This is a genomic window from Pseudomonas sp. C2B4 (assembly GCF_013359695.1).
GTDB lineage: Bacteria > Pseudomonadota > Gammaproteobacteria > Pseudomonadales > Pseudomonadaceae > Aquipseudomonas.
Genome location: NZ_JABFMU010000010.1, coordinates 93,096 through 114,684 on the forward strand (window position 1 = coordinate 93,096; position 21,589 = coordinate 114,684).

The 21,589-nt window shown below is 61.2% G+C and carries 20 protein-coding genes and 1 pseudogene; 11 read left to right on the plus strand and 10 right to left on the minus strand.

Features of this window, described 5'->3' with window-relative positions:
• Nucleotides 1-386: 386 nt before the first annotated feature.
• A pseudogene (locus HNQ83_RS31625) lies at nt 387-1,265 on the plus strand (methyl-accepting chemotaxis protein); the annotation flags it as partial.
• A 201-nt stretch (nt 1,266-1,466) separates the two neighbouring features.
• Nucleotides 1,467-2,171 carry a methyl-accepting chemotaxis protein gene (locus HNQ83_RS31630; protein ID WP_372241890.1) on the plus strand — a complete coding sequence of 235 codons (705 nt, stop codon included), beginning with the start codon at nt 1,467-1,469 and terminating at the stop codon, nt 2,169-2,171.
• A 119-nt stretch (nt 2,172-2,290) separates the two neighbouring features.
• On the opposite strand, the gene HNQ83_RS10180 is transcribed toward HNQ83_RS31630, so the two are convergent.
• The 4 genes from HNQ83_RS10180 to HNQ83_RS10195 form a co-directional block, all read right to left on the minus strand.
• Nucleotides 2,291-2,659, minus strand: coding sequence for a glyoxalase superfamily protein (locus tag HNQ83_RS10180; RefSeq protein ID WP_175388814.1), 369 nt, complete (start codon nt 2,657-2,659; stop codon nt 2,291-2,293).
• A gap of 94 nt (nt 2,660-2,753) precedes the next feature.
• Nucleotides 2,754-4,235: an amidohydrolase family protein gene (locus HNQ83_RS10185; protein WP_175388815.1), complete on the minus strand. Its 1,482-nt coding sequence runs from the start codon at nt 4,233-4,235 to the stop codon at nt 2,754-2,756.
• Nucleotide 4,236: 1 nt separating this feature from the next.
• On the minus strand, nt 4,237-5,097 hold the full coding sequence (locus HNQ83_RS10190) for a MurR/RpiR family transcriptional regulator (protein ID WP_175388816.1): 861 nt from the start codon (nt 5,095-5,097) through the stop codon (nt 4,237-4,239).
• 15 nt (nt 5,098-5,112) lie between these two features.
• Entirely contained in the window at nt 5,113-6,462 is a 1,350-nt protein-coding gene (locus HNQ83_RS10195; protein WP_175388817.1) for a gluconate:H+ symporter, read from the minus strand.
• A gap of 302 nt (nt 6,463-6,764) precedes the next feature.
• On the opposite strand from HNQ83_RS10195, the gene HNQ83_RS10200 reads away from it, so the two are divergent.
• The 3 genes from HNQ83_RS10200 to HNQ83_RS10210 all read left to right on the plus strand — a co-directional run bounded on the left by HNQ83_RS10200 (nt 6,765) and on the right by HNQ83_RS10210 (nt 8,710).
• On the plus strand, nt 6,765-7,019 hold the full coding sequence (locus HNQ83_RS10200) for a hypothetical protein (protein ID WP_175388818.1): 255 nt from the start codon (nt 6,765-6,767) through the stop codon (nt 7,017-7,019).
• Between the two features lie 66 nt (nt 7,020-7,085).
• Nucleotides 7,086-7,931, plus strand: coding sequence for a DUF692 domain-containing protein (locus HNQ83_RS10205; protein WP_175388819.1), 846 nt, complete (start codon nt 7,086-7,088; stop codon nt 7,929-7,931).
• Nucleotides 7,922-8,710 carry a DNA-binding domain-containing protein gene (locus tag HNQ83_RS10210; RefSeq protein ID WP_175388820.1) on the plus strand — a complete coding sequence of 263 codons (789 nt, stop codon included), beginning with the start codon at nt 7,922-7,924 and terminating at the stop codon, nt 8,708-8,710. The genes HNQ83_RS10205 and HNQ83_RS10210 overlap by 10 nt, the downstream gene beginning before the upstream one ends.
• Here the strand turns inward: HNQ83_RS10210 and HNQ83_RS10215 are convergent.
• The 4 genes from HNQ83_RS10215 to HNQ83_RS10230 form a co-directional block, all read right to left on the minus strand.
• On the minus strand, nt 8,707-10,149 hold the full coding sequence (locus HNQ83_RS10215) for a SulP family inorganic anion transporter (protein WP_175388821.1): 1,443 nt from the start codon (nt 10,147-10,149) through the stop codon (nt 8,707-8,709). The two genes, HNQ83_RS10210 and HNQ83_RS10215, sit on opposite strands and share 4 nt — an antisense overlap.
• 171 nt (nt 10,150-10,320) lie before the next feature.
• Complete coding sequence (locus tag HNQ83_RS10220) at nt 10,321-11,214, minus strand: NAD-dependent epimerase/dehydratase family protein (RefSeq protein ID WP_175388822.1); 894 nt, start codon at nt 11,212-11,214, stop codon at nt 10,321-10,323.
• 103 nt (nt 11,215-11,317) lie between these two features.
• Entirely contained in the window at nt 11,318-12,229 is a 912-nt protein-coding gene (locus HNQ83_RS10225) for a LysR substrate-binding domain-containing protein (RefSeq protein ID WP_175388823.1), read from the minus strand.
• Nucleotides 12,230-12,462: 233 nt separating this feature from the next.
• Nucleotides 12,463-13,053: an NAD(P)H-dependent oxidoreductase gene (locus HNQ83_RS10230; protein WP_175388824.1), complete on the minus strand. Its 591-nt coding sequence runs from the start codon at nt 13,051-13,053 to the stop codon at nt 12,463-12,465.
• Between the two features lie 163 nt (nt 13,054-13,216).
• Between HNQ83_RS10230 and HNQ83_RS10235 the strand changes: the two genes are divergently transcribed.
• Entirely contained in the window at nt 13,217-13,531 is a 315-nt protein-coding gene (locus HNQ83_RS10235; RefSeq protein WP_175388825.1) for a putative quinol monooxygenase, read from the plus strand.
• On the opposite strand, the gene HNQ83_RS10240 is transcribed toward HNQ83_RS10235, so the two are convergent.
• Nucleotides 13,521-14,285 carry a sulfite exporter TauE/SafE family protein gene (locus HNQ83_RS10240; RefSeq protein WP_175388826.1) on the minus strand — a complete coding sequence of 255 codons (765 nt, stop codon included), beginning with the start codon at nt 14,283-14,285 and terminating at the stop codon, nt 13,521-13,523. The genes HNQ83_RS10235 and HNQ83_RS10240 overlap by 11 nt on opposite strands.
• 207 nt (nt 14,286-14,492) lie before the next feature.
• Here HNQ83_RS10240 and HNQ83_RS10245 point away from each other — a divergent pair, with 207 nt between their 5' ends.
• The 5 genes from HNQ83_RS10245 (at nt 14,493) to HNQ83_RS10265 (ending at nt 20,491) form a co-directional block, all read left to right on the plus strand.
• On the plus strand, nt 14,493-15,395 hold the full coding sequence (locus tag HNQ83_RS10245; protein WP_175388827.1) for a LysR substrate-binding domain-containing protein: 903 nt from the start codon (nt 14,493-14,495) through the stop codon (nt 15,393-15,395).
• A gap of 105 nt (nt 15,396-15,500) precedes the next feature.
• On the plus strand, nt 15,501-16,904 hold the full coding sequence (locus HNQ83_RS10250; RefSeq protein ID WP_175388828.1) for an amino acid permease: 1,404 nt from the start codon (nt 15,501-15,503) through the stop codon (nt 16,902-16,904).
• Nucleotides 16,905-17,071: 167 nt separating this feature from the next.
• Nucleotides 17,072-17,422, plus strand: coding sequence for a cupin domain-containing protein (locus tag HNQ83_RS10255; protein WP_175388829.1), 351 nt, complete (start codon nt 17,072-17,074; stop codon nt 17,420-17,422).
• A gap of 470 nt (nt 17,423-17,892) precedes the next feature.
• Nucleotides 17,893-19,293, plus strand: coding sequence for a GABA permease (gabP, locus tag HNQ83_RS10260; protein ID WP_175388830.1), 1,401 nt, complete (start codon nt 17,893-17,895; stop codon nt 19,291-19,293).
• A gap of 94 nt (nt 19,294-19,387) precedes the next feature.
• Nucleotides 19,388-20,491, plus strand: a complete 1,104-nt coding sequence (locus tag HNQ83_RS10265) for a GlxA family transcriptional regulator (RefSeq protein ID WP_175388831.1) — start codon at nt 19,388-19,390, stop codon at nt 20,489-20,491.
• Nucleotides 20,492-20,693: 202 nt separating this feature from the next.
• Here HNQ83_RS10265 and mmsB read toward each other — a convergent pair whose 3' ends face one another.
• Entirely contained in the window at nt 20,694-21,581 is an 888-nt protein-coding gene (gene mmsB, locus HNQ83_RS10270) for a 3-hydroxyisobutyrate dehydrogenase (RefSeq protein ID WP_175388832.1), read from the minus strand.
• Nucleotides 21,582-21,589: the final 8 nt, after the last annotated feature.

Here is a 21,589-nt window from a genome sequence, read left to right on the forward strand (position 1 = left end):
CTACACCCTTCATTTGATGCGCCGAGGGTAGAGAGACAGGCGTGGGCAGGCAGTGAAACGCATGTGAAAAAAAGCTTAAGGGCTGCCCGAAAGACTCAAAAAAGCCTGCCGTAGGATCCGTCCGACAAAATCCTTTCAGCTCTCGAGATTGCGGCCGATACAGACCTTCTACACACCTTGCTGGCACCTAAAAACAACAATCTTCCAGCCAACCGACGATCGAGAAGCACCACGTTCCTGGAGGAATTTTGATGAATAGCTGGTTTGGCAATATCAGCGTGAACCTGAAACTGGGCCTGGGATTTGGCCTGGTCCTGGCCCTGACCTGCGTCCTGGCCCTGACGGGCTGGACCAGCCTCGGCAGTTTGATTGACCGCAGTAACTGGATGAGCGACATCACCCAGCTCAACGCGGGCCTGACCAAGCTGCGCGTGGTGCGCCTGCAATACATGCTGACCAACGGTGACGAAACCACCGCCCAGACGGTGCAGACCACCCTCGAAGCGTTTTCGGCTCAGCAGCAGGCGCTGCTGGTGAAATTCAAGAGCCCGGAAAACCTCAAGCTTCTCAAAGAGCAAGGCGCCGTGATCGACGCCTACAAGACGTCCCTGAACAAAATGCGGGGTGCCTACCGCGCCGGCAACAGTGCGCGCGATGTCATGACCGCCAACGCGGAAACTGCCAACACGCTGATCAACGACGTCAACACCCGCGTGCAACAACTGCCGGCGAGCGATCAGCGTTTCGATCAGTTCCAGGCCATCACCGCCGCCAGGGAAGCGTTCCTGCTGGCTCGCTACGAGGTGCGTGGCTACACCGCCACCACCAACGCCGAGACCGAGCAAAAAGCCGTCGCGCAACTGGACGCCGCCATTGCCAGCGTGAAATCCCTCAACGCCCATTTGGCCGACGTCCAGCCCGATGCACTGCGTCAACTGGAAACCGCGCTGGGCAACTACCGCACGGCCTTGCAGGCTTACAAACTCGCCAGTAACGACGTGGTACAGGCACGCAAGGAAATGACCGACCAAGGCGCCGCCATCGTCTCCCTGAGCGAACAGCTGTATCAGATCCAGCTCGATCGTCGTGATGCCGAGAGTGCCAAGGCCCGCACGCTGCAATTGGTCAGCACGTTGCTGGCGTTGCTGGTGGGCATCATAGCCGCCGTCCTGATCACCCGGCAGATCACCGGTCCCCTGCGCGAGACCCTGGTCGTGGTCGATCGTATTGCCAACGGCGACCTGTCCCATGACGTCAAGGTGACGCGCCGCGACGAACTCGGCGTGTTGCAGCAAGGCATCGCGCGCATGGGCGTGACCCTGCGCGACCTGATCAGCGGCATCCGCGACGGCGTGACCCAGATCGCCAGCGCCGCCGAAGAACTGTCGGCCGTGACCGAGCAAACCAGCGCCGGGGTCAACAGCCAGAAGGTCGAAACCGATCAGGTCGCCACCGCCATGCACGAGATGACCGCCACGGTTCAGGAAGTCGCGCGCAACGCCGAAGAGGCTTCGCAAGCCGCCGCGGCTGCCGACGGCGAAGCCCGTGAAGGCGACAAGGTGGTTAACGAAGCCATTGCGCAGATTGAGCGCTTGGCCAGTGAAGTGGTGCGCTCCACCGAAGCCATGAGCGTGCTGCAGCAGGAAAGCGACAAGATCGGCAGCGTCATGGACGTGATCAAGGCCGTGGCCGAACAGACCAACCTGCTGGCGCTCAACGCCGCCATTGAAGCGGCCCGTGCCGGTGAGGCCGGACGTGGTTTCGCCGTGGTGGCCGACGAGGTGCGTGGCCTGGCACAGCGCACGCAGAAATCCACCGAAGAAATCGAAGGCCTGGTCGCTGGTCTGCAAAACGGCACGCAACAAGTGTCGGCGGTGATGAACAACAGCCGCGTTCTCACCGACAGCAGCGTGGCCCTGACCCGCAAGGCCGGCGAATCACTGGAAAACATCACCCGCACGGTGTCCAACATCCAGTCGATGAACCAGCAAATCGCCGCGGCGGCCGAGCAGCAAAGCGCCGTGGCCGAAGAAATCAGCCGCAGCATCATCAACGTGCGGGATGTGTCGGAACAGACCGCTGCTGCCAGCGATGAGACGGCCAAGTCCAGTGTCGAACTGGCGCGGCTGGGGAATCAGTTGCAGATGATGGTCAGCCACTTCAGGGTCTGACGTTTAGTCAGCGGTGTATCACAAACCCATTCGCGAGCAGGCTCGCTCCCACAGGATCTTCATTGAACCTGTGGGAGCGAGCCTGCTCGCGAAGGCGATCTGTCTGTCACGATATTTGTTCAGACACTAATCGCATTGGTAAACACCAACCGGTTACCAAACGGATCGCTGATGGTCATGTCCTGGCTGCCCCACGGCATGGCCTGGATGTGCGGGCGGGAAAATGGATAGTCCTTGGCCAACAGTTGCTGCTGGAAGGTTTCCAGTTCATCGGTCTCGATGCGCAGGGCCGAGCCCGGTGTGGCGTCGCCGTGGTGTTCGGACAGGTGCAACACGCATTCGCCACGGGAGACTTGCAGATAGAGCGGGAAATTGGCTTCGAAACGGTGCTGCCAGTCGATCTTGAACCCAAGGAAGTCGACGTAGAATTCCACGGCCTTGCTTTCGTCGAAGATCCGCAGGATCGGGGTGGTTTTGCCGAAGCTCATTGAGTTGCTCCCAGACAGAAATAGCCCAAAGTGTAGCCGGGCTGTACGTCAGCAAATCGGCTCGGCGATGGCATTCTTTAATCTCAATATGCCATCACTGTGACGTACCACCCAGAACGGACTGAAACCCGTCGCGCAAATCCCCTTCCCGCGCCAGAAACCGCCCTTCCCTGCGCCCATTCGCCTGTCCGTCGCGGTAGCTCAACACGCCGTTGACCCACACACCATCAATGCCTTCAGCTGCTCGCTGCGGATCGTTGAAGTCCGCTACATCGCGAATGGTCGCCGGGTTGAACAACACCAGGTCAGCCCAGTGTCCTTCACGAATCTCGCCCCGGCCCTTCAAACCGAATCGCGCCGCCGACAACCCGGTCATCTTGTGCACGGCGGTGTGCAGTGGGAACAGTCCTACGTCACGGCTGAAATGTCCGAGCACCCGCGGGAAAGCACCCCACAAGCGTGGATGGGGAAACGGGTCTTCGGGCAAGCCATCGGAGCCAACCATCGACAGCGGATGCGCAAGAATCCGTCGCACATCGGCTTCGTCCATCCCGTAATACACCGCGCCGGCCGGTTGCAGCTGGCGTGCGGCGTCGAGCAACGACAGGTTCCATTCGGCGGCGATGTCCATCAGGTCGCGACCGCCCATTTCCGGATGCGGCGTGGACCAGGTGATGGTGATGCGATGGGCGTCGGTGACTTGCTTGAGGTCCAGGGTCGAGGAACTCGCGGCATACGGATAGCAGTCGCAACCAACGGGATGGGTTTTCGCGGCCTGCTCCAGAGAGGCCAACAGTTGCGGACTGCGCCCCCAGTTGCCGGCGCCAGCACATTTGAGGTGGGAAATGATCACCGGGGATTTCGCGTGGCGGCCAATCTGGAACGCCTCGTCCATGGCCTCCAGCACCGGTTCGAATTCGCTGCGCAAATGGGTGGTGTACACCGCGCCGAAGGCCGTCAATTCTTCGGTCAGTTGCATGACTTCATCGGTGGATGCCGAGAACGCGCTGGCGTAGGCAAGACCTGTGGACAAACCCAGTGCACCGGCCTCCAGGCTCTCGCGAAGCTGCTCGCGCATCGCCGCGATTTCATCGGGTGTCGCCGTGCGAAACAGGTCATCGAGGTGATTGCTGCGCAACGCGGTATGGCCCACCAGAGCGGCCACGTTCAGCGTGGTGTTCGCCGCTTCGACGGCGGCGCGGTAATCGCTGAAGGTTGGGTAAACAAACGCCGCCGATGTGCCGAGCAGGTTCATCGGGTCCGGCGGATCACCCCGCAGACTCACCGGGGAAGCGCTGATCCCGCAGTTGCCGACGATCACCGTGGTCACGCCCTGGCTGAGCTTGGGCAGCATCTGCGGCTGGCGGATCACCACCGTGTCATCGTGGGTGTGCACGTCGATGAAACCCGGCGCCAGCACGTGGCCCTGCGCGTCGATTTCCTCAAGGGCACGGGCATTGCGCAAGTCGCCGATACGCTCGATGCGCCCGTTGAGAATCGCCACGTCGGCGGGGTAGCCGGGGCTGTTGCTGCCATCGATGATCAGGGCGTTGCGGATCAGCGTGTCGTACTGCATGTCAGTCTCCCAGCGGCAGGTGATCGTCGCCGCCGCGGTAATCGTCCAGGGCGAGTTTGATCCGCCGCAGACGTTCTTGATTGTCTTGAGGATTGGCCAGTGCCAGCTCGGTGGCAAGCACGTCGATGGCGAGCAACATGCCGTAGCGTGCCGCCGTCGGTTTGTAGATGAATGAGGTTTCGGCGCTTTGCAGAGGCAGGACGATGTCCGCCAGTTGCGCCAGCGTCGAGTCGCCACGGGTGATGGCCAGAATCCGTGCGCCATAGCTGCGGGCCAGTTCCACCGTTTCGATCAGCTCCGGGGTGATGCCGGTCAGCGAACAGACGATGACCACGTGTTCGGCGCTGAGGCTGGAGGCGGTGATACGCATCATCACCGCGTCGTGGCACACCGAAATCGGATAGCCCAGACGGACCAGACGCACCTGCAACTCATCGCTGCACAGGGTCGAGCAGCCGCCCATGCCGAAGGCGTGAATCATCCGCGCCTTGCCCAGCAGTTTCACCGCATCGGCAAAGCGTGACTCGTCGAAGGCCGCCAGGTGCTGGCGCAAGGTCGATTCGATATCGCCCACGATCTGCCCGTAGAACGCCGACTGTTCAGGCGTGCCCGCCGGGTCGAGAAAGCGGCTGCCGACACCGCTGGCCTGAGCCAGTTGCAGGCGCAAGTCACGCAAGTCGCGGCAGCCCACCGTGCGGGCGAAACGCGACAGGGTCGCCGTGCTCACTTCCGCCCGCTGCGCCAGTTCATCCAGGCTCGCGGACGCGGCGAAGCCTACGTCGTCGAGCATCAGGCGGGCGATGCGTCCTTCACCGGCGCTGAAAGAATCCTGGCGGGCGCGAATCTGGTAAAGGATATCCATGGCAAGCGGCTCCGGCTAAATCAGGTAAGAAAGGCCAACGGTCAACGCGAAGGCAACCACCGAAATGATGGTCTCCAGCACGGTCCAGGTCTTGAACGTCTGGGTGACCGTCATGTTGAAGTATTCCTTGATCAACCAGAAGCCGCCGTCGTTGACGTGGGAAAAAATCACCGAGCCGGCACCGGTCGCCAGCACCAGCAGTTCCGGGTGCGGATAGCCCAGGCCAATCGCCACTGGCGCGACCACGCCCGAGGCGGTGGTCATGGCCACGGTGGCCGAGCCGGTGGCAATGCGCATCAGCGCGGCGAACAGCCAGCCCATCAACAGCGGCGACAGGTGGAACTCGTGAGCCAGGCCGACGATCTGGTCGGTGACGCCGGCGTCCACCAGAATCCGGTTCAGGCCGCCACCGGCGCCCACCAGCAGGGTGATGCTGGCGGTCGGCGCCAGGCATTCGTTGGTGAACTTGAGGATCGATTCGCGGTTGAAGCCCTGGGCCAGGCCGAGGGTCCAGAAGCTCAGCAAGGTCGCCAGCAGCAGCGCGATCACCGAGTTGCCGATGAACAGCAGGAACTGGTTGAAACCGGTGCCCGGTGTGGAGATCAGGTTAGCCCAACCGCCGATCAGCATCAGCACCACTGGCAACAGGATGGTCGCCATGGTGATGCCGAATCCCGGCAGACTGTCGCGCGGTTCACGTTCGAGGAACTGACGCTCCAGCGGGTTTTCCGCCGGCAGTTGAATACGCGGCACGATGTACTTGGCATAGATCGGACCGGCGATGATCGCCGTGGGAATGCCGATCGCAATCGCGTAGAGCAGCGTCTGCCCCACCGAGGCCTGGTAAACCTGCACCGCGAGCATCGCCGCCGGGTGCGGCGGCACCAGTGCATGGACCACCGAGAGCCCGGCGACCATCGGCAAACCGACCATCAGGATCGACACGCCGACCCGTCGCGCCACGGTAAACGCAATCGGCACCAGCAACACGAAACCGACTTCGAAGAACAGCGGCAGCCCCACCAGGAACGCGATGCAGACCATCGCCCAGTGCGCGTTTTTCTCGCCGAAACGGTCGATCAACGTCCGCGCCACCTGCTCGGCGCCGCCCGACTCGGCCATCATCTTGCCGAGCATGGTGCCCAGCGCCACCACCAGCGCGATATGCCCCAGGGTCTTGCCGACCCCGGCCTCGTAAGCCCCGACCACGCCGGACGGCGGCATCCCCGCCACCAGCGCCAGGCCGATGGAAATCAGGGTGATGACAATGAACGGGTTGAGCCGGTAACGGGCGATCAGAACGATCAATGCAATGATGGCGATGGCGGCATACACCAGCAGCCAATAGCCGAAGGACAGGGTCATGCGGTACTCCTCGAGAGGGTCACGTCGAAATATTTGTGAAAGTCTTAAAACATTTCGAGAAGCGATTATCAAACGAGGTGAAAGTAATTTTCGTACAGAGGTAAGGGTTGTCGCTCAGAGATATGTGTTGTCGCAAATAATGAAAATAGCACCTGCGGATTTTCATCGAACCCGCACGCTCTGAAACAAGCTTTCGTTTAATTTCCACCACTCTGTAACAGCATCGCTACATCGCTCTCTAGTGCTGTGTCGGGATGGCGCATCCGTCCTGCCTACACATTGAAAACACTGAGGACGTAACTATGAGTTTCAAGAAAACCACCGGTGGTGCTGCTCTCGCTTTCGCTGCCGCGACGCTGTTTGCCGGTGTTGCCGCACAAGCCCAGGCCGCTGACGCGCCACAGGTTCACTGCTACGGCGTGACCTCCTGCAAAGGCATGAACGACTGCAAGACCGCAGAAAACGCCTGCAAAGGCCAGGCTGTCTGCAAAGGTCACGGTTTCAAGGCCATGACCCAGGCCGAGTGCACCAAGGAAGGCGGCAAAGTCGGCGAGTAACCGACTGTCAGTTCCTCCGCAGTGGCCCGGTCAGCTACTGCGGCATCCCTTGTCAAGGAGCCCCCGATGCCTGCCTGTTTATCGAGCCCAGCTTATGGCCTGGGTCTGCGCAGTGTTTATTTCCAACAAATTCTCGACTCGTCGCCGCCGGTGGATTGGTTCGAAATCATCTCCGAAAATTTCATGGTTCAGGGCGGCAAAGCGCTGTACTACCTGGACGCTATCGCCGAACGCTACCCCGTGGTCATGCACGGCGTGTCCTTGTCCATCGGCGGGCCCCATGCGCTCGATCCCGAGTATTTGAATCAACTCAAGCGGCTGGCCGACCGGGTCAGACCCGCCTGGATTTCTGATCATCTGTGCTGGAGCCGCGGCGACGCCCACCAGTTGCATGACCTGCTGCCCTTGCCTTACACCGAAGAAAGCCTGCGTTACGTGGCCGCTCGGGTGCAGAAGGTCCAGGACTTGCTTCAGCGGCCCCTGGTCCTGGAGAACGTTTCCAGCTATGTGCGTAACGCCGAGGATACGTTCAGCGAATGGGAGTTTCTGGATCTGCTCAGTCGTCAGAGCGGATGTGAGCTATTGCTGGACATCAACAATGTCTACGTCAGTTCCCGTAACCATGGCTTTGATCCGTTGACGTTCATTCATGGCCTGCCGGCGAACAACATTCGCCAGATTCATTTGGCCGGTCATAGCGATTACGGCGATTACGTGATCGACACCCACGATCAACCCGTGTGCGATCCGGTGTGGGCGCTCTATCAACAAACCCTCGAACATTTGGGACCGGTCGCGACCTTGCTGGAGCGCGATGACCATTTTCCACCTTTCGAAGAACTGCTGGCCGAGCTGCAAAAAGCCCGAGAGTTGGGTGGCCACGCAATGGCCAGGAGACAGGCATGCGCCTGAACGATTGGCAACGCGCCTTTGAAGACTATCTGCTGGGTGAGTCGCCTGCCTGCCACGCGCACCTGAGCACAAGCCTGATCGGTGGCCCGACACTGAATGTCGACACGGGCCTGGCGATTTATCACAACGCCTATCGGGCTCGCCTTCAAGAAGTCATGCGAAGCGACTTTCCAACCCTTTGGCATTGGCTGGGCGATGAACAATTTGAACAGCTTGCCGCGAGCTACCTGCAACAATCACCGTCCGCCCACTACAACCTGCGTTGGCTGGGAAAAGGTTTCGCGGCGTTCATTTGTCAGCATTTGATACCCGGGCAAAGCGCGCCACTGGCAGAACTGGCCGGGCTTGAATGGGCCTTCACCCTGGCCTTCGATGCGCCATCGGGTGTGCCATTGACGGTGCAGGACATGACTGACCTGCACCTTGAAGAATGGCCGGAACTGCGAGTCAGGGCGGTACCGTCCTTGCAGCAGGTCGACTGCGAATTCAACAGTATTTCACTGTGGCGAGCGGTCAAGGACGCGTCCGGGTTTCCGGGTAGCTGCGCGCTGGATCAACCGCAGACCGTCGTCATCTGGCGTGCCGGGATGACTTGCCAGTTTCGCAGCCTTGAGTCCTCGGAGTCGGCCGCGTTAAACCGCATGATTCACGAAGGCTGGAGCTTTGCCCAACTGTGTACGGAGCTGGCCGTCACCCTGGATGAAATGGCGCCAATGGTCGCGGCGAGCTGGTTGAAACAGTGGGTTCTCGACGGCTGGGTTGAGCGCCAGGTTCCCTAGGTTTCGTCTCCCGCCCGCTTGATCATCTGCTTGCAACGCTCTGAAAGATGAAACACACGCACCTGCTTGCCCGCCTTCACATAGCGTTCACGCAGTGTTTTGAGCGCCGCAATCGCCGAGTAATCGACGAATCTCAGGTGGCGACAGTCCAGGGTCACCTGAGCCGGGTCGCTGGCCGGATCGAACTGATTGAGAAACGGTGTTGTCGAGGCGAAGAACAGCGTGCCGTGCACGCGATAGGTTTTGCTGCCATCGGTTTCCAGGTGGGCATCGGCATACAGCTCGCGGGCCTGTTGCCAGGCGAAATTCAGCGCCGCGATGATGATCCCGCACAGCACGGCGGTGGCCAGGTCGGTAAACACCGTGATCACCGTCACCGCAATGATCACCAGCACATCATTGAGCGGCACCTTGTTGACCACCCGCAGCGAGGCCCAGGCAAAGGTCTGCTGCGACACCACAAACATCACGCCGACCAGCGCCGCCAACGGAATGCGCTCGATCAGCGGCGACAGGAACAGGATGAACAGCAGAATCGACACCCCGGCCACCGCCCCGGACAAGCGACCACGCCCACCGGAGCTGAGGTTGATCACCGTCTGACCGATCATCGCGCAGCCCCCCATGCCGCCGAACACACCGGACACCATGTTCGCCGCCCCCAGCGCCACACATTCGCGATCCGGATAGCCACGGCTCTCGGTGACTTCATCGGTGAGGTTCAGGGTCAGCAGGGTTTCCAGCAGACCGACCAGCGCCATCAGGATCGCGTAAGGGGCGATGATGCCCAGGGTTTCCAGGTTCCACGGAATATCCGGAAGAGCGAACGTCGGCAAGCCACCGGCAATGTGCGCCATGTCGCCGAGGGTGCGGGTCGGCAAGCCGAGCAGAAACACCGCCAGGCCCACCCCCAGGATCGCCACCAGTGCCGGTGGCACGGCGCGGGTCAGCCGCGGCATCAGGTACACGATGGCCATCGTCAGCAGCACCAGCCCGACCATCATGTACAGCGGCGTGCCGCTCAGCCAGGTGTCACCGTTCTTGAAATGCTCCAGTTGCGCCAGGGCAATGACGATCGCCAGGCCATTGACGAAGCCGAGCATTACCGGGTGCGGGACCATGCGTACCAGTTTGCCGAGCTTGAGCAAGCCGAACGCCGACATGATCAACCCGCCCAGCAACACAGTGGCCAACAGGTACTGCACACCGTGTTGCACCACCAGCGCGACGATCACCACCGCCATCGACCCGGCGGCGCCGGACACCATGCCGGGCCGACCACCGAACAGCGCGGTCAGCGTGCAGATGATGAACGCGCCATACAGCCCCATCAGCGGATTGAGGTGAGCCACCAGCGCGAAGGCGATGCATTCGGGCAGCAGGGCAAATGACGTGGTGAGCCCGGCCAGGGCATCGGCGCGCAGGTTTTTAGATTTCATGGGGGAGACCGCGGGAGTAGCGAGATAAGAGTGTGCGGATGTTACGGAATCGAGGGCAGCCCGGCCAGCTTATGCGCCTTCAGAAATGCCTTCGCGAGCAGGCTCGCTCCCACAAGTCAAATGTGGGAGCGAGCCTGCTCGCGAAGAACGATGACGCGGTCTACAGCGAACTCACACCATCTCGTTGCGAATCCACTCCACCACCGAAGTCCGCTTGGGCACCCACCCCAGCAACTCCCGCGCCAGCTTGCCGCGCACCCGGCTGTTGGAGCCCAGGCCATAGTTGGCCATTTCATAACCCCATTCGGCTTCGGCCTCTTTCAGCGGCCAGTCTTGCGGCGTGCCCAGACCCAGCGCCTGCGCCATGGCCGTGGTCATGTCGATGAAGGAGGCTTCGCCGCTTTCGACGAAGTAGAAGGTGCCCGGGATGTTCTTCGTCAGCGCCAGCAGATACAGCGCCACCACGTCTTCAATGTGCACGTTGGACCAGATGTTCCGGCCGGTGCCGACATGGCGCACTACGCCACTCTTACGCGCCTGTTTCAGCAACCGCGGCAATTGCACGCTGTCGCGATTCACGCCCAGGCTGTGCCCGTAGATCAGGGTGTTGCAGATGACCGCCGAGTTCACGCCGTCTTTCGCCGCCGCGAGGATCAGGTTGTCGATGGCCACGCGAGCGGCCTTGTCGACGGTCGGCTCCGGCAGGTTGTCTTCGAAGTAGATGACGTCGCTGGATTTGCCGCCCGACGCATCGCCGACGATGCTCGAACCGCTGGTGTGCAAGAAGACTTTGTTGGAGCCGCGCAAGGCGTTGAGCAGGGCCTCGACCGCGCCGCGATGGTCGCTGCTGGCGGCGTTGATCACGGCGTCGGCGGCACGGGCCTGTTCGGCGAGCAATGTGCTGTCGTCAAGCGTGCCGATCACTGGCGTCATGCCCAGTGCATTCAACTCATCCGCTTGTTCGGCGTTGCGCACCAGGCCGGTGACCTTGTGACCGGCCTGTATCAGGCCCGTGGCGATGGAGCCGCCGATAAAACCGGCAACGCCGGTAACGAATACGTTCATGGAGAAACTCCCTGCGTTGATAAGTGATGCAACGAGTATCCGGGAGAGATCCCCGACGAAAAATCCCCGCCGACCCAATTCACTCTTGCGCAGGGATCACGAATCAGTCCTTGAAGTCCGCGCTGGCGTACAGCGCCAGCTTGCTCTGGATGAAGTCCAGGAAACACTGGATGCGCAAGGCCAGCTGCGAGTTACGGTAGTACACCGCGTTGATCGGCTGGCGATAACCGCTGTTGAACTCGGCCAGCAGCACTTTCAAGCGCCCGGCACGAATGTCTTCGATGGTCATGTAGTGCGACAGGCTGGCGATGCCCTGGCCTTCCAGCGCCAGGTGGCGGATCGTCTCGCCGCTGGAGGCACTGAGCGACGCCTGGATCGGCCAACGATCACCGTGCACATAGCGCAACGGCCATTGGTTGAGCCCTTCGTTCTGGGTGAAGCCCAGCAAGGTGTGATTGGCCAGGTCAGCCACGGCCGTCGGCGTGCCGTGTTTTTCCAGGTAGGCGGGGCTGGCGACGATGTGTATCGGACTGCAACCCAGGGAACGGGCGTGCAGGGTCGAGTCGGCGAGTGTGCCGATACGGATGGCGATGTCGGTGCTTTGCTCAAGCAGGTCGATGATCAGGTCATTGCTGTTGAGTTCGAGCTGGATCTCAGGGTAGAGCCGGCGGAACTCATCAATGTAGGGCACGATGGCGTGCAGCATGAAAGGCGACGCCGCGTTGATACGCAAGCGCCCGGACGGCGTTTGCTGGCGAGAGGACAAACGCTCTTCGAGCTCATCCATCTGATCGAGGATCAGCTTGGCTTGTTCGAAGAAATACTTGCCTTCTTCGGTAAGGTCCATGCGCCGAGTGGTGCGGTTGATCAACGTCGTATCGAGCTTGGCTTCCAGCCGCGACAGCGTGCGGCTGACCGCCGATGGCGTCTGTCCGACCTGCTCGGCGGCGGCCGAAATCGAACCGCACTCGATCACGCAGACAAAAATCTGCAACTCATCGGATCTGGCTTTCACGTGTGTTCCTTATCGATAGCCCTGCGCAATTCACCCTGTTGGAGAGGACCCATGTGGCGAGGGGATTTATCCCCGTTCGGCGGCGCAGCAGCCGTAATAGCGGCAATTCGATTCATCTGAACGAATGCTGGGGCCGCTGCGCAGCCCAACGGGGATAAATCCCCTCGCCACAAAAGCCCATCACCACAAAAACCCAATCGCCACAGGTTCAGGCTTTCGATAGTAGCCGAGCGTTACGCCTTAAGGCCAAACACCTCGGTCAAATGCTGCTCGTAACGCGCCACATCGCCTTCGATGTCCGGGCGTTTCATCACGTCCACGCACAGGAACGTCGGCAAACCGGTCATGCCGAGGAACTCGTTGGCCTTGTGGAACGGGAAGTACACCGCATCAACGCCCTTGGCTTCGAAGAAGTCGGTCGGGTCGTCGAACGCTTGCTTCGGGGCGTTCCAGGTCAGGGACAACATGTACTGCTTGCCCTGGATCAGGCCGCCGCTGCCGTATTTCTGCGACGCATCGGAACGGGTGCGACCGTCGCTGGCGTAGAGGCTGCCATGACCTTCGGTGAAGACTTCGTCGATGTACTTCTTGACGGTCCACGGCGCGCCCATCCACCAGCCGGGCATCTGGTAGATGATCACATCGGTCCAGAGGAATTTGGCGACTTCTTCGGCGACGTCATAGCCCTCGTCGATGAAGGTGGCTTTGACATCCACGCCGCCACGGTCCAGCACGCTCAACGCGGCTTCATGCAGGGTGGTGTTGTAGCGGCCATCGGAGTGGGCGAATTTTTTACCGCCATTGAGCAACAGGACTTTTTTCATGAGGGTTCTCGGGAAGGGTCAGAAATTGGATGGCGGCAGAGTACCGATCTGCCTCGCGCGGAATAAGCGCCCATATCGCAAAAATCATTTGACCCACACGCACGAATCAATTGGCGATTGTTGCCTTAGACTGCGGCCAATTCTGTCCCAAGGAGATCGTTTCATGAGTGAACTGCAAGGCTTCATCCTGCACGCCAAGACCCGCCCGGAAAAATCCGACGCCTTCGAAGCGTTTTTCAGCGGTTATGTAGAAGCCAGCCGCGCCGAACCTGGCTGCATCGAGTACCACATGCTGCGCGACAAACAGGACCCGACCCTGTTTATCTTCTACGAGATCTGGCAGTCCCAGGCCCATCTCGACGTGCACTCGAACCTGCCGCACATGAAGGCGTTTCTTGCTCAGCGCGATGAGTACCTGGAGCGGGATTTCGAGATCCGCGCCATCGAGATGATCAGCCCGTCGTCCGCTACCCGCTGATCAGCAAATGGCCGCCGAGCAATCCAAGGCCAATGAAAAAGACGCGCTTGAACAACACGGCGCTGATCCGCTGGCGCAGCCACTGCCCGAGCAGCATGCCGAGCACCGCCGGGATCAGCGCCAGCAACGACGCACTCAACTCGCCACCGCCAAGCGCGCCGCGCCATAACAGCCCGCCGGCCAGGGCCAGGGTCGAGACGGTGAACGACAGCCCCAGTGCCTGCACCAGTTCATCCTTGCTCAAGCCCAGCGCTTGCAGGTAGGGCACCGCCGGAATCACGAACACGCCGGTGGCCGAGGTGATAATGCCCGTCAGCATCCCGCACACTGGACCGAGCCAGCGCTCGCTGCCTCCACCTACACGCAGGGTCGGCAGGAACAGTCCGCTCAGCGCATAGAGCAACAACGCCGCGCCCAATCCCCGCACCACCCAATGCCCACCGGCCATGCCGATCCACAGCGTGCCCGCCCCAGTGCCCACGAAGATCGCCACCAGCATCGGCCATAACCGCTTGACCAAGCCGAGCAGATGACCGCCGAATGCCAGTTGCCAGACGTTGGTCAGCGTGGCCGGGATGATCAACAGCGCGGCAGCCTGTGACGGAGCCATAGCCAGACCAAGCAAGCCCATGGCGATGGTCGGCAGGCCCAGGCCGATGACGCCCTTGATCATGCCGGCCAGCAGGAAGGTGGCGATGACCAGCAATGAAAGGGCCAGGCCGAGGTTTTGGTAGAACGAGGCGAGTGTGTTCATGGGGCTATGGTGAGCCCGGATGGGTCGGTTGAAAATCTGCCATATACTGAGGGTGCCTCTTCCATGGCAAGAGGCTGATGTATGAGTTGAGGCTTCCGGCGCCTTCGCGAGCAGGCTCGCTCCCACAGGGGGAGCGCATTTCAAATGTGGGAGCGAGCCTGCTCGCGAAGGCGTCCATCCGGACAACACCTAATCCAGAGCCTGCCAATGCACTTCGACCTCACCGACCTGCGCCTCTACCTGCACATCCTCGACACCGGCAACATCACCGCTGGCGCCTCACGCAGTCATCTGTCCCTCGCAGCGGCCAGTGCACGCATTCGTGCCATGGAGGCCTCTCTGGGGATCGAGTTTCTCGAAAGAGGCCGGCGTGGCGTAACACCCACGCCTGCCGGCAAGGCCTTGGCCCAGCACGCCCGCACCCTGCTGCAACAGGCCGACCGCATGCAGCAGGACCTGGCCGAGTACGCCAACGGCGTCAAAGGCCAGGTGCGCTTGCTGTGTAACACGACGGCGATCACCGAGTACCTGCCGGAGTTGCTCGCCGACTTCCTGCGCGATCATCCCAACCTCGACATCGACTTGCAGGAATTACCCAGCTCGCGCATCACCCACGCCTTGCGCCAAGGCGCGGCGGATCTGGGCGTCGTCTCGGATGCCGTGGACACCCACGGCCTCGACACCCTGCCCTTTCGCGACGATCCGCTGGTGCTGATCATGCCGCCCGGGCATCCCCTGGCCGGTGGCGAACCGCCGAACTTCAGCGACACCTTGCAGCACCACTATGTCGGCCTGAGCGCCAACAGCGCCTTGGCGGTGTACCTGGAAGAGCAGGCCTTGCACACGGGCCTGCGCATGCCGATCCGCATCCGCGCCGATGGCTTCGACGCGGTGATGCGCATGGTCGCTCACGGCGCCGGGCTGGGTATCGTGCCGCTGGCGGCGTTGCGGCGCCGGACTGCCGACCAACCGCTCGCAAACTTCGCGCTGAAAGAGCCATGGGCCCAGCGAAAATTACTGCTGTGCGCTCGCTCGTTCGATCACCTGCCTGCCTATGCCAGAGCCTTGCTCGAAGCGTTGCGCATGGCAAACCAGACCTGCAGCCCTTGAAAACAAAGGCTCAAACCAACGCCTGCCTGTATGACTAAGAGGTTGGCGAGAGTAATATCTGCGCTTTGAAATCAGGCCTGGCCACAACAAGCAGAAGGGAACCAGATGGCGGATGAAATATTGCAACAGGGGACGCTCAAGCGGGGGCTGAAAAATCGTCATATTCAGCTGATCGCCCTGGGTGGGGCCATTGGTACGGGGCTGTTCCTGGGCTCCGCTGGCGTGCTCAAGTCCGCCGGACCGTCGATGATCCTCGGCTACGCGATTGCCGGGTTTATCGCCTTCCTGATCATGCGTCAGCTCGGCGAAATGATTGTCGAGGAACCGGTCGCCGGTTCCTTCAGCCACTTTGCCCACAACTACTGGGGCGGTTTTGCCGGTTTCCTGTCCGGCTGGAACTACTGGGTGCTCTATGTGCTGGTGGGCATGGCCGAGCTGACGGCCGTCGGCAAGTACGTGCAGTTCTGGTGGCCGGAGGTGCCGACCTGGGTCAGCGCGGCGGTGTTCTTCGTGCTGGTCAACCTGATCAACACGCTGAACGTCAAAGTCTTCGGTGAAATGGAGTTCTGGTTCGCGATCATCAAGGTCGTGGCGATCATCGGCATGATCGTCCTGGGCTGCTACATGCTGTTCAGCGGCACCGGCGGCCCGCAAGCGTCGGTGAGCAACCTGTGGGACCACGGCGGGTTCTTCCCCAACGGTTACAGCGGCCTGCTGATGGCAATGGCGTTCATAATGTTCTCCTTCGGCGGCCTGGAGCTGGTCGGCATCACCGCCGCCGAAGCCAGCGAACCGCGCAAGGTCATTCCCAAGGCCATCAACCAGGTGGTTTACCGGGTACTGATCTTCTACGTCGGCGCGCTCACCGTGCTGCTGTCGCTGTACCCGTGGGACCAACTGCTGCAGACACTCGGCGCATCGGGCGACGCCTACAGCGGCAGCCCGTTCGTGCAGATTTTCGCCTTGATCGGCAGCGATGCCGCCGCGCAGATCCTCAATTTCGTGGTGCTGACCGCGGCGCTGTCGGTGTACAACAGCGGCGTCTACTGCAACAGCCGCATGCTCTACGGCCTGGCCGAACAAGGTGACGCACCCAAGGTGCTGATGAAGCTGAACAAGCAGGGCGTGCCGTTGCTGGCACTGGGCGTATCGGCACTGATCACCATGCTGGCCGTGCTGGTCAACTACGTCGCGCCCCAGGAAGCGCTTGAGTTGCTGTTCGCCCTGGTGGTCGCGTCCCTGATGATCAACTGGGCCCTGATCAGTCTGACGCACCTGAGGTTCCGCAAGGCCATGGGCCAACGCGGCATCGTGCCGGGCTTCAAGGCGTTCTGGTCGCCGTACACCAACTACCTGTGCCTGGCGTTCATGGCCGTGATCATTTGCGTGATCTGGATGATCCCGCCGGTGCGCGCCTCGGTGTACGCCATGCCGGTCTGGGTGCTGCTGATCTACGGTTGCTACCGGCTGCGCATGGCCCGGCATCGAAACCTGCCCGTGGCTCAGTAACCCCGCCCAATAAAACGCCCCGGCCTTCGATGAATGCCGGGGCGTTTTTCATGGGGGGTACCCATCACCGAGCGTTTCTGGATACCTCAATGTCGAGCACAGACAACTCGGACCGCGCCAAGCCCGGCAGGATGCGTCCTCAGCTCTCCCAAACGCCCGGAGTCATCATGACCGCAAACGCACCGATTACCGTACTTCGCGACACCCATCCGCTGCCCGTACTCGACGCCTGCAAATGGGAAAAACTCGAGGGCGACCCGCACACCGTCAACCTCAACGCCTACACCAGCGAAGACGGCAACAAGATCATGGGCACCTGGATCTGCACCCCAGGCAAGTGGTACGTGGAATACGTGAAGTGGGAATACTGCGATTTCCGCGAGGGCTACTGCATCATCACCCCGGAAGGCAAAGAGCCAATCCACCTGCGTGCCGGTGACATTTTCGTCATCGAACCAGGGATGAAAGGCACCTGGGAAGTGGTGGAGACCGTGCGCAAGTATTTTGTGTTTGCCTGATCCCTGCGCAAAACGACACCCGATTACAAAAGCGACACCCGCAACGAGTCGTTATCCAGGTAACTGCTCGTTGCACACTACGCCCTCCATCGACGCACTCACATCCCCTTCCGAACACCCCGTCCACGCTCAAAACACCCACGCTAGACGCTTCGCCACTACATCGGCAGAATGCTCGAAAACCAAGCGATTGCTTTTTGCCACTCCGTGACCCAATGGTTTCCATAACGAACGCAAAGCTTGCCCATGTCGATTTCAGATACGGAGGTGGCGCGATCAGGTAACGGGAGCGCCGGACAAGCCGGGTAAGGTGGCGCTGCTTTTCACCGATATAACCACATCGCGATGATGGGTTTGACAGGAACGGCAGCGTCTGGAGGACGCAGCCTTCAGAAAGGGCATCCGGCAACCGTGACAATCACTGCTCCCCATCAGCACGCTCAAATGTCGTTCACCAGAGAAAAAAAATAATGATTAGCCCGAGCTCAAAGGATTCCAGTGGCCAATTGGCGCAGGGCTTCAAGCCTCGTCACGTCACCATGTTGTCTATCGCCGGGATTATCGGCGCCGGTTTGTTCGTAGGCTCGGGGCATGCCATTGCGGCCGCTGGCCCGGCCGTATTGCTGGCCTATCTGTTCTCGGGCCTGCTGGTCGTGCTGGTCATGCGCATGCTCGGTGAAATGGCAGTGGCCAATCCCGACACCGGTTCGTTCTCCACCTATGCCGACCAGGCCATCGGCCGCTGGGCGGGCTTCACTATCGGTTGGCTCTATTGGTGGTTCTGGGTGCTGGTGATCCCCATCGAGGCGCTGGCCGCCGGGCATGTGCTGAACCAGTGGTTCCCCCAGATCGATGCCTGGCTGTTCGCCCTGCTGTCGATCATTGCGCTGGTGATCACCAACCTGTTCAGTGTCTCCAAGTACGGCGAATTCGAATTCTGGTTCGCCATGGCCAAGGTCGTGGCAATCATTGGTTTCATCGGCGTGGGTTTCGCGGTGTTGATGGGCTGGATTCCCGATCGGGAAGTCAGTGGCTTGAGCGGCCTGATGGCCGAACACGGAGGGTTCGCGCCCAATGGCCTGTCGGCGGTCGTGGGCGCCTTCATCACCATCATGTTCAGCTTCATCGGTACCGAGGCGGTGACCATCGCCGCCGCCGAATCCGACAACCCGTCGCAGAACATTGCCAAGGCCACGCGTTCGGTGATCTGGCGCATCGGCGTGTTCTATCTCTTGTCGATTTTCGTGGTCATCTCCGTGGTGCCCTGGAACGATCCGCTGCTGGCCTCGGTAGGTTCCTACCAGCGAGCGCTGGAAATCATGAACATCCCCCACGCCAAGTTCATGGTGGACGTGGTGGTGCTGATCGCCGTGGCCAGTTGCATGAACTCCTCGATCTATATCGCCTCGCGCATGTTGTACTCGCTGGGGCGTCGTGGCGATGCGCCGAAAGCGCTGAAGGTAACCTCCTCCGAAGGCGTGCCACGGGCGGCGGTCATCGCCAGTACCGTGCTGGGGGCAGCGATTACCGTCTGGAGCTACTTCATGCCCGCCGGGTTGTTTGAGTTTCTGCTGGCCAGCTCCGGCGCGATTGCCTTGCTGGTGTACCTGGCCATTGCGGTGTCGCAGTTGCGCATGCGCCGGATGCTGCGTCGACAGAACGTCGAGCTGGCCTTTCGCATGTGGCTGTTTCCATGGCTGACGTGGCTGGTGATCGCGTTCATTTGCGCTGCGCTGGCCGTGATGATGATCTCCCCGCAACACCGTACCGAAGTGTCGACGACCATTGGCCTGGCGCTGGCGATTTCCTTTATCGGCCTGGTCACGTCGCGTCACCCTGCACAGCCTGCAAGGGCGACATCCGTGGGATGACCCAAGAGAGAAACCGGTTGCGCACACCAGAGGCACGGCGCCCCACCCTACCGTGCCTCTGACCGTCATCGCTCTTTGTGAGGACATGACCACGATGTCATCAAGGTCCGCCCTGCTGGACAGCAAACCGACCCAATGCGTCGGTTTCCTTCTGCTGGATCAATTCACCCTGATTTCCCTGGCTTCCGCCGTGGAGCCATTGCGCATGGCCAATCAGTTGTCGGGGCAGGAGCTGTATCGCTGGCATACGTTCAGCCCCGGCGGCCAACCCGTCTGGGCGAGCGACGGCGTGCCGATCACCCCGGATGCTTCCTGGGACGAGCCCTGGGCGGCAGACACTGTGATCGTTTGCGGTGGCGTCGGCATCCAGACCGTGGTCACCCGCGAGCACATCACCTGGCTCAAAGCCCTGGCGCGTCAATCCCGGCGTCTGGGAGGAATATGCACCGGTAGCTGGGCTCTGGCCAAAGCCGGCCTGCTCGACGGATACGAATGCAGTGTGCACTGGGAATTTCTGGCGGCCATGCAGGAAGCTTTTCCGCGGGTCAGCATGAGCGCGAGCCTGTTTACCCTCGATCGCAACCGGTTCACCAGCTCCGGCGGGACGGCACCCATGGACATGATGCTGCACCTGATCGGTCGCGATCATGGGCGAGCGTTGTCGGCCGCCATTTCGGAGATGTTTGTCTACGAGCGCATACGCAACGAGCAGGACCATCAACGCGTGCCACTCAAGCATGTGCTGGGCACTCATCAGCCCAAGCTGCAAGAGATCGTCGCCTTGATGGAGGCCAACCTCGAGGAGCCGATCGACCTGGATAACCTGGCCGATTATGTGCAGCTGTCACGTCGACAGTTGGAGCGGCTGTTCCAGAAATACCTGAACTGCACGCCGTCGCGTTACTACCTCAGATTGCGCCTGATCCGGGCGCGGCAATTGCTCAAGCAAACGTCGATGTCGCTCATTGAGCTGGCGACGGTCTGCGGTTTCGTGTCCACGCCGCACTTTTCCAAATGCTATCGCGAGCACTTCGGCGTTCCTCCGAGCGATGAGCGCGCCGGCTCGGAAATGAGTCGCGAGCCGGCAACGCCCGTGACGGCTCGGCAGCCATCGATCCGACCGGTGACGGCGCTGGAGCAGGCGCGAAACGAATCGACGTTTGCCAGCGTGCGAATGCCTGATCGAACCGGTTCATGATCTTTCAGGCATAAAAAAGCCGGGAGATCACCCGACGTGATGTCCCGGCAAATGTCGATGCGCACATACCGCACCCTGTGGGAGCGAGCCTGCTCGCGAATGCGCCGGCCCATCCAACATCAATGTGGCTGACAGACCGCTTTCGCGAGCAGGCTCGCTCCCACAGGTTTCAAACTCAAACCCAACTCATCACAGCCGCCCGTTACTGCGGCTTGCGATAGCCGTTGATGATCGCCGAGAAGTCACTGCCCCCTTCCCCACGCAAACTCATCGCCTGATACAACTGCTGGGCCACCGCGCCAAGCACCACGGGTTGGTGCGCCTGACGCGCCGCTTCCGTGGCCAGACCCAGATCCTTGAGCATCAGTTCGGCACCGAAACCGCCGGTGTAGCCGCGCGAGGCTGGCGCCGTTTCGACGATACCGGGCCAGGGGTTGTACATCTCCGAACTCCAGCAACGCCCGGTGGAACTGTTGATGATGCCGGCCAGCACCTTGGTGTCGATACCCAAGGCGTCGCCCAGGGCCATGGCTTCGCTGACGCCGACCATGGAAATGCCCAGCAGCAGGTTGTTGCAGATCTTGGCGATCTGGCCGGTGCCGACTTCGCCGCAGTGGACGATGTTGCGGCCCATCTGCGCCAGCACCGGTTGCAGGGTGGCAAACAGCTCCGCGGTGCCGCCGACCATGAAGGTCAGCGTGCCGGCCGCCGCACCGCCGGTGCCGCCGGAGACCGGCGCATCGGCCATGGCCACGCCCTGTTTGGCCGCCGCCGCAGCCACGTCACGGGCAGTCTGCGGGTCGATGGTGCTGCAATCCACCGCCGGTACGCCTTTGCCGATACCGGCAAGCACGCCATCTTCACCCAGCCAGACGCTGCGCACATGCACCGCAGCCGGCAGCATGGTGATCACCAGTTCCGCGTCCTGTGCCGCTTCGCGGGCCGAGGGACTGATGCTGCCGCCCAGTTGCTCAAGCTCCGCCAGCACGGTTTTGTTCAGGTCCACCAGACGCAACGAATGCCCGGCCTTGATCAGGTTGCGCGCCATCGGCGCACCCATGTTGCCCAGACCGATAAAAGCGATTTTCATGTCCGGCT